General features: G+C 34.7%; 13 protein-coding genes. 10 read left to right on the top strand and 3 right to left on the bottom strand.

The annotated features are described in order from the left end of the window. The first annotated feature begins 46 nt into the window (after positions 1–46). The 6 genes from GOQ24_RS04215 (at position 47) to GOQ24_RS04190 (ending at position 6,511) form a co-directional block, all read left to right on the top strand. Positions 47–901, top strand: a complete 855-nt coding sequence (locus tag GOQ24_RS04215) for a ChaN family lipoprotein (RefSeq protein WP_160339176.1) — start codon at positions 47–49, stop codon at positions 899–901. Positions 902–1,083: 182 nt separating this feature from the next. Beyond that, positions 1,084–1,908: a succinate dehydrogenase cytochrome b subunit gene (locus tag GOQ24_RS04210; protein WP_155091579.1), complete on the top strand. Its 825-nt coding sequence runs from the start codon at positions 1,084–1,086 to the stop codon at positions 1,906–1,908. 17 nt (positions 1,909–1,925) lie between these two features. Then, positions 1,926–3,926, top strand: a complete 2,001-nt coding sequence (locus GOQ24_RS04205; RefSeq protein WP_155091578.1) for a fumarate reductase/succinate dehydrogenase flavoprotein subunit — start codon at positions 1,926–1,928, stop codon at positions 3,924–3,926. A 51-nt stretch (positions 3,927–3,977) separates the two neighbouring features. After that, positions 3,978–4,721 carry a succinate dehydrogenase/fumarate reductase iron-sulfur subunit gene (locus tag GOQ24_RS04200; RefSeq protein WP_160339175.1) on the top strand — a complete coding sequence of 248 codons (744 nt, stop codon included), beginning with the start codon at positions 3,978–3,980 and terminating at the stop codon, positions 4,719–4,721. A 124-nt stretch (positions 4,722–4,845) separates the two neighbouring features. After that, entirely contained in the window at positions 4,846–5,697 is an 852-nt protein-coding gene (locus GOQ24_RS04195; RefSeq protein ID WP_160339174.1) for an ion transporter, read from the top strand. A gap of 40 nt (positions 5,698–5,737) precedes the next feature. Continuing rightward, a complete protein-coding gene (locus GOQ24_RS04190; protein WP_160339173.1) occupies positions 5,738–6,511 on the top strand; it encodes an amidohydrolase in 774 nt (257 codons plus the stop codon). Between the two features lie 64 nt (positions 6,512–6,575). On the opposite strand, the gene GOQ24_RS04185 is transcribed toward GOQ24_RS04190, so the two are convergent. Both GOQ24_RS04185 and GOQ24_RS04180 read right to left on the bottom strand, forming a co-directional pair. Then, the gene (locus GOQ24_RS04185; protein WP_160339172.1) at positions 6,576–8,183 is read right to left on the bottom strand and encodes an Ig-like domain-containing protein; all 1,608 of its coding nucleotides are present in this window, start codon (positions 8,181–8,183) and stop codon (positions 6,576–6,578) included. Between the two features lie 58 nt (positions 8,184–8,241). Continuing rightward, a complete protein-coding gene (locus GOQ24_RS04180; RefSeq protein ID WP_155091573.1) occupies positions 8,242–8,784 on the bottom strand; it encodes a ComF family protein in 543 nt (180 codons plus the stop codon). Positions 8,785–9,028: 244 nt separating this feature from the next. On the opposite strand from GOQ24_RS04180, the gene GOQ24_RS04175 reads away from it, so the two are divergent. The 4 genes from GOQ24_RS04175 to GOQ24_RS04160 all read left to right on the top strand — a co-directional run bounded on the left by GOQ24_RS04175 (position 9,029) and on the right by GOQ24_RS04160 (position 11,924). Beyond that, positions 9,029–9,226 carry a hypothetical protein gene (locus GOQ24_RS04175; protein ID WP_155091572.1) on the top strand — a complete coding sequence of 66 codons (198 nt, stop codon included), beginning with the start codon at positions 9,029–9,031 and terminating at the stop codon, positions 9,224–9,226. Between the two features lie 5 nt (positions 9,227–9,231). Then, on the top strand, positions 9,232–9,624 hold the full coding sequence (locus GOQ24_RS04170) for a YchJ family protein (protein ID WP_160339171.1): 393 nt from the start codon (positions 9,232–9,234) through the stop codon (positions 9,622–9,624). 66 nt (positions 9,625–9,690) lie between these two features. Then, on the top strand, positions 9,691–11,094 hold the full coding sequence (gene aspA / locus GOQ24_RS04165; RefSeq protein ID WP_155091570.1) for an aspartate ammonia-lyase: 1,404 nt from the start codon (positions 9,691–9,693) through the stop codon (positions 11,092–11,094). A gap of 200 nt (positions 11,095–11,294) precedes the next feature. Continuing rightward, a complete protein-coding gene (locus GOQ24_RS04160) occupies positions 11,295–11,924 on the top strand; it encodes an NAD(P)H-binding protein (protein WP_155091569.1) in 630 nt (209 codons plus the stop codon). Between the two features lie 111 nt (positions 11,925–12,035). On the opposite strand, the gene GOQ24_RS04155 is transcribed toward GOQ24_RS04160, so the two are convergent. Next, a complete protein-coding gene (locus GOQ24_RS04155; RefSeq protein WP_155091568.1) occupies positions 12,036–12,611 on the bottom strand; it encodes a YceI family protein in 576 nt (191 codons plus the stop codon). Positions 12,612–13,097: the final 486 nt, after the last annotated feature.

The following is a 13,097-nucleotide window of genomic DNA, read 5'->3' as shown; positions in this document are numbered from 1 at the left end:
ACTCTAAAGCATATATATTTGTTATTCACAATTTAATAGAATTACAATGAAGAGATTATTGGGGTTAATTGTTTTGATTTGCAATATTAGTTTTGCGCAATCAGGACAGCCATATCAGATCTATAACGCAAAAGGAAAAAAAGTAACTTATAAGAAGATGATTAGAACACTGGCAAAACAAGATGTTGTTTTGTTTGGTGAGTTTCACAACAACTCTTTAGGGCATTGGCTTCAACTGAAAGTAACAGAGGATTTAGGTAGCAAGCGTCAACTAGTCTTAGGTGCAGAAATGTTTGAGGCAGATAATCAAGTTGGTGTGAGTAATTATGTTTCAGGAAAGATTGATGAGAGTAAGTTTAAAGAAGATGTGCGATTGTGGAATAATTATGTGACTGATTACAAGCCTTTGATTGAGTATGCAAAAGCGAATCAATTAAACTTTGTCGCTACTAATGTACCTCGTAGGTATGCGAGTATTGTATTTAAGCAAGGAGTTGAGGCATTAGATACATTAAGTTTGGTGGATAAATCTTGGATAGCCCCTTTGCCATTTCCTTACGATAGTGAGTTACCTGGGTATAAAAAGATGATGAGTATGTTTGACGATAAAGACCATGCAAACGATAACTTCCCAAAAGCACAAGCGATTAAAGATGCTACCATGGGGTACTTTATCAGTCAGAATTTGTTGGACTCTAAGTTGTTTGTGCATTATAATGGTTCTTTCCACAGCGACTATTTTGACGGTATTTATTGGTATATCAATAAATATTCACCAGGTAAGAGAATAAATACAATCACGATGGTAGAAAGTGATAATGTGGGGGATTTTGAAAATGATAATTTAGACAGGGCTAACTTTATCATTGTTATCCATACGAATATTTTAAAGTCATTTTAACTATTCTGCTAATAAAATAATTTTATATCTTAAAATCATTTTAGTTTGGTTTGAATTTGCCAAATTAGAGTGATTTTTTGTTTGTTTAAACTCAGTATAAATAGAGTGTTGCTCATTGTGCATAACGTTAATAAGCTGTATTTTTGAGAGATTTTTTCAAGAAAAACAATTAAAATTACATTATGGCAAAATCTGCACTTTTAAAGTCGTCCTTAGCTAAGAAATATTGGATGGCTCTTACAGGGTTATTTTTATGCTTGTTTTTGGTTGGTCACTTGGCGGGAAACCTTCAATTGATATTTGGTGATGCTTCTGCATTTAACGAGTACGCATTATTCATGACAACTAATCCAGCAGTAAAAGTATTATCTTACGTTACTTATATATCAATCCTATTCCACGCGATTGATGGTATTGTTTTAACTATTCAAAACAAAAAAGCACGTCCAATTGGATATGCAAAAAACAACGCTGCTGCTAATAGCTCATTTTCTTCAAGAAACATGGCTGTATTAGGAACTTTATTGTTAGTGTTTATTGTTACTCACATGGTTAACTTCTGGGCTAAAATGCATTTCACTCAAATGCCTTTGCAAACTATAGAAGTGAAAATGGAAGGACAAAAGCCTTTAATTGTTTATAAAACAGTGCAAGAACAATATATTCCTGTAGAAGCTGTAGATAGAGGGCAAGTTGAATTGAAGGGAACGAAGTTCTATCAATTTGGTACTGATTTGAAAGTAGCTGATGGATACAAAGATTTACATAAGATAACTATTGAGTTCTTTAAAGATCCAAGTTATGGAATATTCTATACGATAGGATATGTATTAGCAATGATTGTTCTTGGATTCCACTTATCACATGGTTTTGCAAGTGCATTCCAGTCTTTAGGAATCAACAATCCAAGATACAACGGAGTAGTTAAGGGAATCGGGTATTTATTTGCTTATTTAGTACCTGCATTATTTGCTATCATTCCTTTGTATATATATTTTATTAAATAGTCCTAAAGAAATTGATTATGAAATTAGATTCTAAAATACCTAATGGACCACTTGATAAAAAATGGTCTGATTATAAAAATCATATTAAATTAGTTAACCCAGCAAACAAACGTAATATTGATGTTATCGTTGTTGGAACTGGATTAGCTGGTGGTTCAGCTGCTGCTACATTAGCTGAATTAGGTTATAATGTAAAAGCTTTTTGTTACCAAGATTCACCTCGTCGTGCGCACTCTATTGCTGCTCAAGGGGGGATTAACGCATCAAAAAACTACCAAGGAGATGGTGACTCAGTTTACAGATTATTCTATGATACTGTAAAAGGTGGAGATTACCGCGCTCGTGAAGCAAACGTTTACCGTTTAGCTGAAGTTTCAGAAAATATTATTGACCAATGTGTTGCTCAAGGTGTACCTTTTGCACGTGAGTACGGAGGTCTTTTAGATAACCGTTCTTTTGGTGGGGTACAAGTATCACGTACTTTCTACGCTAAAGGACAAACAGGACAACAGTTGTTGTTAGGAGCATACTCTGCAATGAACCGTCAAATTGGACGTGGAAAAATCAAGATGTACAATCGTCATGAAATGTTAGATATTGTACTTGTTGATGGTAAAGCAAGAGGAATTATTGCTCGTAATTTAATCAACGGAGAGATTGAACGTCATTCGGCACACGCTGTAGTAATTTGTACAGGTGGATATGGAAACGTTTTCTTCTTGTCTACAAACGCAATGGGTTCTAACGTTACTGCTGCTTGGAAAGCACACAAACGTGGAGCATATTTCGCTAACCCATGTTATACGCAAATTCACCCAACTTGTATTCCTGTTACTGGTGACCACCAATCAAAACTTACTTTGATGTCTGAGTCATTGCGTAATGATGGACGTATTTGGGTTCCTAAGAAAATGGAAGATGCGATTGCGATTAGAGAAGGTAAATTAAAACCAACTCAGATTGCTGAAGAAGATAGAGATTACTACTTAGAAAGAAGATATCCATCATTCGGTAACTTAGTACCTCGTGACGTTGCGTCTCGTGCTGCTAAGGAAAGATGTGATGCTGGGTATGGTGTAAACTCAACTGGTGAAGCTGTTTATTTAGATTTCGCTTCTGCTATTGAGCGTTATGGTAAAGAGCAAGCTCGTATCCAACACTTAGATGAAAATGATGCTAAGTTAGTTTACAAATTAGGTAAAGACGTTGTAGAGAATAAATATGGTAACTTATTCCAAATGTATGAGAAGATCGTAGATGAGGATCCATATACTACTCCAATGATGATTTATCCTGCTGTTCACTATACAATGGGTGGATTATGGGTGGATTACAACTTAATGTCTACTATTGAAGGATGTTATATCTTAGGTGAGGCAAACTTCTCTGACCACGGAGCAAACCGTTTAGGAGCTTCTGCATTAATGCAAGGTTTGGCTGACGGTTACTTTGTACTTCCTTATACTATCGGAGATTATTTAGCTAATGACATCCGTACAGGAGCTATTCCAACAGATTTACCAGAATTTGCTGCTGCTGAAAAGAATGTACGCGACATTATTGATCATTTAATGAACAATAAAGGAACGCATTCAGTAGACCACTTCCACAAGAAATTAGGTAAGATTATGTGGGATAAAGTTGGTATGGCTCGTAATGCTAAAGGTTTAACTGAAGCAATGGACGAGATCGCTGAATTGAGAGAAGATTTCTACAAAAATGTGAAAGTTTCAGGTACTGCAGAAAGTTTTAACCAAGAGTTAGAGAAAGCTTTAAGAGTAGCTGACTTCTTAGAATTAGGTGAATTATTCGCTAAAGATGCTTTACACCGTGAAGAGTCTTGTGGAGGTCACTTCCGTGAAGAACACCAAACTGAGGATGGAGAAGCAAAACGTGATGATGAAAACTTTGCGTATGTTGCTGCTTGGGAATACAAAGGTAACCCAAGAGAAGCTGTTCTTCATAAAGAAGACTTAGTTTATGAAAACATTAAATTGGTAACTCGTAGTTATAAATAATATTGAGATTAAGATCTTCGGATCTTATCTTATTGTAAAAATTCGATGCAAATGAATCTTACACTAAAAATATGGCGTCAAAAAAACGCTAAAGAAAAAGGACAAATGGTTGATTACAAAGTCAGCAATGTTTCTCCTGATATGTCTTTCTTAGAAATGCTTGATGTATTAAACAACGAGTTAATCGAGAAAGGTGATGATCCTGTAGCTTTCGACCATGACTGTCGTGAAGGTATTTGTGGTATGTGTTCTTTATTTATTAATGGTGAAGCACATGGACCAGATAGAGGAATCACTACTTGTCAGTTACACATGAGAATGTTCAAAGATGGTGATACTATTTATATCGAGCCATTTAGAGCTAAAGCTTTCCCTGTGATTAAAGACTTAGTAGTTGACCGTACTGCTTTTGATAAAATTCAACACGCAGGTGGTTTCGTATCTGTAAATACATCAGGTAATACACAAGATGCAAATGCTATACCTATTCCTAAACACGATGCAGACCGTGCATTTGATGCTGCTACTTGTATTGGGTGTGGGGCATGTGTAGCTACTTGTAAAAACTCATCAGCTATGTTATTCGTATCTGCAAAAGTTTCTCAGTTTGCTTTGTTACCACAAGGTAAAGTAGAGGCTGCTGAACGCGTGTTAAACATGGTGAATGAAATGGATGCTCTTGGATTTGGTAACTGTACGAATACAGGTGCTTGTGAAGTAGAATGTCCAAAGGGAATCTCTTTAGAGAACATCGCTCGTATGAACAGAGAGTACTTAAAAGCAAGTTTGAAATAACATTGTTTTTCCAAACATAAATTGAAAGCAGATATAGAAATATATCTGCTTTTTTTATGTTTTTATTTTAATTGTAAAAAATGAGATGATTTATTTTTGCATTTTATTTTTTACAATTTAATTTATGAAAGCTACAAAGTACATGGCTTTTAAGTATAAGGTATATGATGTATTAAACAATGATTCTACGACAATAGGAAGTAAGGTTGTTCAAGGTGCTATCATTATTTTAATCTTGATCAATGCTCTTTCTTTAATATTTGAATCTATACCTGAAGTGAAAGAGGATTATGCCAGTTTTTTTTATTACTTCAATTTATTCTCTGTTGTATTTTTTTCTGTTGAATATTTCTTGAGAATGTGGTCGATAACTTGCGATCCTCGTTTTAATAAGCCTTTGTTGGGTAGGGTTAAGTATGCGTTCACTTCGATGCAATTAATAGATTTGTTGGCTATACTTCCTTTTTATTTATCCTTCGTGCATTTTGACCTACGTGTAATTCGTTTGATGCGGGTTTTTAGACTCCTAAGGGTGTTTAAAATTACAAAGTATGTTTCTGCCTTATCTATCGTGGTAAATGTCTTTAAACGCAAAGCAAGTGAGTTAGCGATAGCTGCTTTCATGCTTGTCTTTTTGTTGTTGATAGCTTCTACAGCTATTTATTATGCTGAGAATCCTTTCCAGCCAAAGGCATTTTCGAGTATTCCTGATTCTATGTGGTGGTCTGTTATTACTATTTGTACGGTGGGATATGGCGATATATATCCCATTACAATCTTTGGAAAGTTGATTGGTGGTGTGTTAGCTGTGATTGGTATAGGCTTTTTTGCCTTGCCGACAGGTATTATATCTTCTGGTTTTGCAGAGGAACTTGCCGAGCGTAAAGAGAAGAAGAGAAAGGATGAGTTTAATACGCATGGCTGTGATCCTGAAGTAACTTGCCCTTGTTGTGGAAACAGCATGAAAGCGAAGTAAGATTTATTATGCTTATTTTTGGAGTTCTAATAGGTATTTTATGAAAGTAGCAGTGTTACAATCTCCATTGGCTTGGGAAAATGTAGAGGAGAATAAAAAACAATTTATTAAGCAGTTAAATGAGATTCAGCAAGACGTTGACTTAGTAGTTTTACCTGAGATGTTTACATCGGGTTTTACTATGCAGCCAGAACGCGTGTATATGACAATGGAGGATGAGTTCTTAGCTCATCTAACAGAGATTGCCAATCAAAAGAATATGGCAATCATTGGAAGTGTAGTCATAAAGGAGAATCAGCAATTCTTCAATCGATTGCTTTTCATTGAACCAAGTAAAGAGTTACATTATTACGACAAACGACACTTGTTTTCACTGGCAGGTGAGGAGAAGGTTTACACAGCAGGACAAAATCGCATTATTGTTAACTACAAAGGTTGGAGAATTTGTCCTTTAGTATGTTATGATTTGAGATTCCCTGTATTCGCTCGAAATAGTAAAGCAGAATACGATTTGTTGATTTATGTGGCAAGTTGGCCTGATCAACGCATTTATGCATGGGATACTATTATCAAGGCAAGAGCAATTGAGAATATGAGTTATGTAATAGGTGTTAACCGTTGTGGCAGTGATGAGAATAACAACGTTTATTCAGGGCATTCACAGGTGATTGATTATATGGGTAAGTATTTAATCGAGCCTCTTGTTGGTCAACAAGTAGCAACTGTTAGTTTAGACTTAGGTTTACAGAACAAAGCAAGAGATCGATTTGGGTTTCTGAGAGATGCCGATCAATTTTCCATAGACCTAAAGTGATTTTAGAACATTCATAATGTAATTTATAGAAAAAAATAGCCTCAATCTAATTGAGGCTATTTTTTTATTGAAAATTGATATCTTGTTGTATATCCCAATTGGCTCTTACATCAATAGTCTCAGGGAAGTAGATTGTTTCTTCGGGTTGTCTTTTGTCCCAATAGTATCCTGAATCCCACTTGCCATTTTTATTATCATCGTATATTACTCGGATATAGTATTTTTTCGGTTGTAGTAAAAGGAACTCAATATCGGTCTTTTCTTCGCTATATTGACTTGCTACAAGTTGCTCTCTCTCATCCAATAACTCTATTATGATTGGGAATCTCTTTATCCCTGTAAAGTTTAAGAATAGATTACCGTAATCTGTATGAGGATTTGTTTTTACGGTGTAATTTAATGTATCATTAGATGTCCCAAAAAAGTCAGTAAGGGCTTTTGGCATTAAATTAATATAGTAATTGCCATTTTCCTCTTTCTCAAACTTAAGTAAGATATCATGTTGCATTTTCTTATTCTCAATAGAGAAGGGAATTGCTACAGAATCTTTGTTTAAAACGGTGATCAACTCCTTGTTAATTGACTCCACAGGTGTAGAGGTATTTAATTTGAAGTCATTGATGTAATGCAAGACACTATTTGTACCAGTGATAGCTAACGAGTCTATTTCTTTTACCTTTGCTCTTGGTTTGACTGTAAAGGTTTTGTCATAATCTCCTTTTACAACTTTTACGTGTAGAGAATCCGCAATGACTTGAGGGAACCACACTTGTAGAGAATCTTTTTGCGGTAATTGAGTATAGGTACTCTTGATGATACTATCGTTTTTTGATACGGTTAGTTCCGCATCTTTTATATCTCCAAAATAGGGTAGATACCACTTGTTTTGCGATATTTGAGAAGGTCTATTAACCTCTAAATTTTCCTGTGATTTAAATAAGACAAGATTATAAGTCTGATCGGTTGGTATAGTAATCGAATCTTTGACAAAAGCGATTTTATCTTGTTTTGGGTCAAATTTATAATTGTTGTTCTTGTCTTTTAACGCTATAAGATAGTACGTTCCTTCTTTGATATTCTCAATTGTAAAATCAGTTAAACTATCTAAAGTATTAGTGACATAAAGTGGTTTTTGCTTGTAAACAGTAGAGTCTGTAAAAGTTCGTGCATCATAAAGCATGACATTGACAAAATTGTCTGCTTTTAATTGATTAGCACTTGATATTTTTCCACTTAGTTTTAAAGAATCGATAAAATCTCCTGTAGAGAATATATACTTAAATTGTTTTAAGATATTGCCTTCGTTATTATCTACAATAGCATCGCCAAAGTTAAAACTGTATGTCGTATTTTCCTTTAGAGTGTCTCGCAATTTAATCGTGATCACTCGTTTGGCATTTCCCATAGGTGTTACCTCTGGATCATTTTCCATAGGTGGTGAAATAATCAAGTTTTGATTTAACTTATTTACTTTGATAAACTCATCAAAATCAATAGTTATTAGATCTCCTTTGAAGTTTGTAGTAAAGTTCTTAGGAGTACTTTTTAGTACTACTGGAGGAATGGTATCTTGAGGACCACCAGTTATATAACCGCGCTTCGCACAGTTAGTCAAACTAACTACGCATAGTACAAGTAAACATGTGATAAAATATATTCGAAACTTCGACATAACTCTATTTTAAAAAGCAAATTAACGATTATATTTTTTACTTCGAAAGTATCTGTAATTAAAAACTTTTTGTAGACATTGCTAAACAGAGTATTGTTACTTTTGAATGCGGTATATTGAGCAGTTGTTTAGCGCATTTTTCTAATGTGCTGCCTGTTGTTAGGATATCATCTAATAGCAAGAAGTGTTTTGCTTGTTTGTCTGCTTTCGGACAGAGCACAAATTCTGCCTCTTTTGTTTTTAACCGATCAAATAGCCCTTTTTTGGCTTGAGATTTACCTCTCTTACTTTTGATTAATAATTTCTCATTGATAGGGATGTGAAAATTATCGGCCAGTGCTTTGGCAAATCCCTCTACTTGGTTGTACCCCCTCTTTCTTTGTTTAGATTTGTGGAGAGGTACAGCGATTATTTCATCGACTGTATCTAATATTGTGGTTTCCTTCAATTGCTGTGCATATAGATTACCAAGGAAGTAACTAATTTCAGGGTGGTTGTTATACTTCAGATTGTGAAGTATATTTTGAGTAGCTGTTCCTTTTTTATAGTATAGAAAACTACAAGCCATTTCTATTTTTACCCGACCATAGAATTTTCCCATAGACTGATTGTTTGCTATTTTGTGCTGGTTGGTTATGGGTAAGGCACATCTACAGATTGTACACAAGATTATCTCATTTTTTAGCAAAAGTGTATTGCAGGCCATACAACACTTAGGAAATAGTAAGTTGATTAAGTTCTCAATTAGGTTTATCTGTCTGAATATTAATGATCTATGAAAATAATAAAATAGAATTTCTCAAATGAGTTTTTAGCGAATATCTTTGTCCTTTAAAGAATATTCAATGACAAAGCAAGAGAGAATACAACGTGAAATAATCGTATTGATGAAAGTGGCGAAAGAGAACGATAAGCTTGATTTATCCGAGAAGATAGAAGAATTAGTTTTCAGTATAAAACAAGGGATAGATGAAGCACAAACAGATGATGAAGTTGTCTTATATGCTAAGTATCTAAAGATTGTTAACAGCATTAAGAAGTAAAGAATATGACAGAGAGTAAATTGTGCTATTGCGGCAGTGAGATGACTTATGAGAATTGTTGTGGGCGATTTTTATCTGCCAAAGAGAAGCCGACTACAGCAATTGAGTTAATGCGCTCAAGATACAGTGCATACGTGCTGGCTAATGCCAAGTACATTATTGATACTACCCATCCTAAGGTTAGGTATCAGCACAGTAAAAAGGCTATTCTACAATGGGCTAAAGATAACGTTTGGCTAAAGTTAGAAATCGTTTCCAGTGGGGAAAGTCAAGTTGTATTTAAAGCTTTTTTCAAGGATCAGCAGGGGGTAGAACACGAACACTATGAAAATTCTTTGTTTGAGAAGTTGGGTGATCAGTGGTATTATGTCTCAGGTACATTTAAAGATGAAAACTAAGTGAATAATTATAAAGTATTTGATTTATACTTTGTAAATTAGTGATTAATTAAAAATTATTTAACTATGGGTTTAACGAGAGTAGAGAGTGATTTGTTAGGAGAATTACAAGTTCCTCAAGAAGCATATTATGGTGTTCAGTCACAACGTGCAATAAATAATTTTAAAATATCTAATAGTAAATTGTCTCACTACCCTGAGTTTGTAAAAGGGTTAGCACAAGTTAAATGGGCTGCAGCGAAGACTAATTTTGAATTAGATGTATTAGATGAGAAAATTTATAAAGCTATCGCTGAGGCATGTCAAGAGATTTTAAGTGGAAAGTTTTTAGAGGAGTTTCCTATTGATATGATTCAGGGAGGAGCAGGAACTTCAGTAAACATGAATGCCAATGAAGTAATTGCCAATCGCGCTTTAGAAATTTTAGGACATCAAAAAGGAGAATATCAGTTTTGCTCTCCTAACGACCATGTCAACTTATCTCAGTCTACCAATGATGCTTATCCAACTGCACTTAAGGTTGCTGTTTTTGAGATGAATAAAACTGTCGTACATAGCTTAGAGAAATTAGTTAAAGGTTTTGAAAGTAAGGCAAAAGAATTTGAGAATATAATCAAGATGGGACGTACACAACTTCAAGACGCTGTACCTATGACTTTAGGTCAGGAGTTTGGAGGTTTTGCGTTTACCTTGAAGAAAGAAATACAAGCGCTAAATTTTGCAAGTAAGTCCTTTTTAGAGATAAATATGGGAGCTACAGCCATCGGAACAGGTTTGAATGCTGTACCAGGATATGCTGAGTTATGCGCTAAGAATTTAGGTGAATTGATGAAACAAGAGGTTGTATCGGCAGAGAATCTTGTTGAGGCTACTTCTGATACGAGTGGTTTTGTCGCTTACTCAGGATCATTGAAGAAGTTAGCTATCAAGCTATCTAAGATCTGTAATGATTTGCGTCTGTTATCGTCAGGACCTCGTACAGGATTAAACGAAATACAATTGCCTCCAATGCAGCCGGGGTCTTCAATCATGCCTGGTAAAGTGAACCCTGTTATCCCTGAAGTAGTGAATCAAGTTTGCTTTAAAGTGATAGGTAATGATATGACTATTACGATGGCTTCAGAGGCGGCACAGTTGCAGTTAAATGTAATGGAACCCGTATTAGCTCATACCATAATGGAGTCTATGATGTGGTTGGAGAATGCTATGGACACACTATTGGACAAATGTGTTGTTGGAATTAAGGCTAACGTAGAGCACAACAAAGAATTGGTGATGGGAAGTATAGGTATTGTAACTGCTTTGAATCCTTATATTGGATATAAAGCGAGTACAAAGATTGCAAAAGAGGCATTGGAATCTGGCAGAGGAGTCTATGAGTTAGTATTAGAGCACAATCTATTGAGCAAAGAGAAATTAGATGAGATCTTAGATCCAAAACACATGTTAGCACCACATAAAAGTAAATAGTTTATACTATTAAATAATATTTAAAGCCAATTTGTACTTCTGTATAAATTGGCTTTCTTTTGTGTTTATATTTGAATTATGACAATTGTTAAGGTTAAAATATTTGTTTGTATTGTGTAATATTGTGATTATATTGAATATATTTAATAGTATATTAGATTCGTTTAATTACTTTTGAACAATTGAAATAAATAGATAACATGAAGGCTTTAGTTATTGGTGCGACTGGAGCAGTCGGCAAAGTATTAGTTAGACAGCTACTCTGTGATGATTATTTCACGGAGGTAGATATTTTTATACGCAGTGAGTGGGATATTCAACATCCCAAATTGGTTACGCATATTGTCGATTTTGAAGAAATAGATCAGTGGGCTCACCTGATAACTGGTGATATAGCCTATAGCTGTTTAGGAACAACACGCAAGCAAGCAGGTAGTAAGGAAAGGCAAAAGCATATCGATTATGACTATGTGATGCAGTTTGCTCAGTATTGCAAGGGAAATGGCGTTAAAACGTTTGCAATGGTATCCTCTATCGGGGCAAATGACAAGAGTACTAATTTCTATACCCGAGTAAAAGGGCAATTGGAAAGGGTAATCTTTACTTTGCGTTTTAATTCAACAGTTATTGTTCGTCCCAGTTTGTTAATTCGTCCACATTCAGATCGATGGGTAGAGAGAGCATCTATTCGCTTGCTCAAATGGTTGAACGCATTAGGGATTATGAAGCGATTTAAACCTGTTTCGCTAACCCAAGTATCCAATTGTATAAGAGAAGAGAGTAAACGACAGAATTGCAAGATTATTATTGTTGAAAACGTATATATTTAGTGGCAGTTTGTCTTTATACAGAATAGTTTGCTTGTACTGTAAAATATGAAAAGAGGCTATGGAGAAATTTGCTCCACAGCCTCTTTGTTTAGTTTGGTATATCAAGAAGGATTATTTTACTTGAGTAAACTCTAAGTTTACATTGATTTTTACATCTTTAGCAATCGCTTGTCCTGATGGATCGTACGCTACTCCGAAATCAAAGCGATTAATCGTAGTAGAAGCTTGGAATCCCAATTTCGTATTTCCTTGTCCATCATCTTTTAATAAACCACCATAAGTAAGGTCAAAGGTTACTTTTTTTGTGACATCTCTGATAGTAAGGTTTCCTTCCAATTTGTATTGATCTTTTCCCGCTTTTTTGATTGATGTACTTTCAAAAGTCATTGTAGGGAACTTTTCTGCGTTGAAGAAGTCATCCGTTTTTAAGTGGTTGTCACGCATCTCGATAGATGTGTTCACACTATTCATCTCTACTGAGAACTTGAATGCTCCCTTCGTTAAATCTTCAGGTGTTCCTTCAAAAGTCCCTGAATATTTGTCAAAACGACCATCTACAAAAGAAATTCCTAAGTGTTTTACTGAGAAGTTTAAAAATGAGTGGTAGTTATCTACATTCCATTTAGTCTGTGCAAATGAAGCTACCGAAAATAATGTTGCTACAAATAATAATGCTATTTTTTTCATGGTAATAATTTTTATTGTTTTGTTATCTATTACAAAGGTAGTACCAAACTTATGTTGTCTTGCTTAATCTACATTAAGAACGCTTTTTGTGTTTTTTAGAAAATTATAACTTATTAAATATAAGTAATTTATATTGTATTCTTCTCTTTTTTTTACTTGTTGAATGTTTTGGCTCCGTCTTATTATTGTGTTTGTTGTAAAGGTATTTTGATGCGTAAAGGCGTATTTCGAAAACTACTTTTAAAGGTACTTTTTACAGCTTGAATAGGGGTGGTCGGCTTGTGGTCGGCTTGTGATGGGCATTTGGTCGGCTAATAAACACCATTTTTAGCCTATCACTATGGGAACATTAGGATATCATATCACAATCATTTCGAAGCGTGTTTGTCTCGTCCTAATATAGCTGTACAGTTATTGTTTATAATCCTGCTTTTAACTGTACATTTGGTTTTATAATCCTATTATAACTATACAGGTACTTGTTGT

The organism is Myroides sp. LoEW2-1 (assembly GCF_009767705.1).
GTDB lineage: Bacteria > Bacteroidota > Bacteroidia > Flavobacteriales > Flavobacteriaceae > Flavobacterium > Flavobacterium album_A.
This window is presented reverse-complemented; position numbering and strand designations above follow the sequence as displayed.

What these genes read in the sequence shown, in the direction of transcription:
- GOQ24_RS04215 (WP_160339176.1), top strand. Translation starts at nt 47, where the DNA reads ATGAAGAGATTATTGGGGTTAATTGTTTTGATTTGCAATATTAGTTTT.
- GOQ24_RS04210 (WP_155091579.1), top strand. Translation starts at nt 1,084, where the DNA reads ATGGCAAAATCTGCACTTTTAAAGTCGTCCTTAGCTAAGAAATATTGG.
- GOQ24_RS04205 (WP_155091578.1), top strand. Translation starts at nt 1,926, where the DNA reads ATGAAATTAGATTCTAAAATACCTAATGGACCACTTGATAAAAAATGG.
- GOQ24_RS04200 (WP_160339175.1), top strand. Translation starts at nt 3,978, where the DNA reads ATGAATCTTACACTAAAAATATGGCGTCAAAAAAACGCTAAAGAAAAA.
- GOQ24_RS04195 (WP_160339174.1), top strand. Translation starts at nt 4,846, where the DNA reads ATGAAAGCTACAAAGTACATGGCTTTTAAGTATAAGGTATATGATGTA.
- GOQ24_RS04190 (WP_160339173.1), top strand. Translation starts at nt 5,738, where the DNA reads ATGAAAGTAGCAGTGTTACAATCTCCATTGGCTTGGGAAAATGTAGAG.
- GOQ24_RS04185 (WP_160339172.1), bottom strand. Translation starts at nt 8,183, where the DNA reads ATGTCGAAGTTTCGAATATATTTTATCACATGTTTACTTGTACTATGC.
- GOQ24_RS04180 (WP_155091573.1), bottom strand. Translation starts at nt 8,784, where the DNA reads ATGGGAAAATTCTATGGTCGGGTAAAAATAGAAATGGCTTGTAGTTTT.
- GOQ24_RS04175 (WP_155091572.1), top strand. Translation starts at nt 9,029, where the DNA reads ATGACAAAGCAAGAGAGAATACAACGTGAAATAATCGTATTGATGAAA.
- GOQ24_RS04170 (WP_160339171.1), top strand. Translation starts at nt 9,232, where the DNA reads ATGACAGAGAGTAAATTGTGCTATTGCGGCAGTGAGATGACTTATGAG.
- aspA (WP_155091570.1), top strand. Translation starts at nt 9,691, where the DNA reads ATGGGTTTAACGAGAGTAGAGAGTGATTTGTTAGGAGAATTACAAGTT.
- GOQ24_RS04160 (WP_155091569.1), top strand. Translation starts at nt 11,295, where the DNA reads ATGAAGGCTTTAGTTATTGGTGCGACTGGAGCAGTCGGCAAAGTATTA.
- GOQ24_RS04155 (WP_155091568.1), bottom strand. Translation starts at nt 12,611, where the DNA reads ATGAAAAAAATAGCATTATTATTTGTAGCAACATTATTTTCGGTAGCT.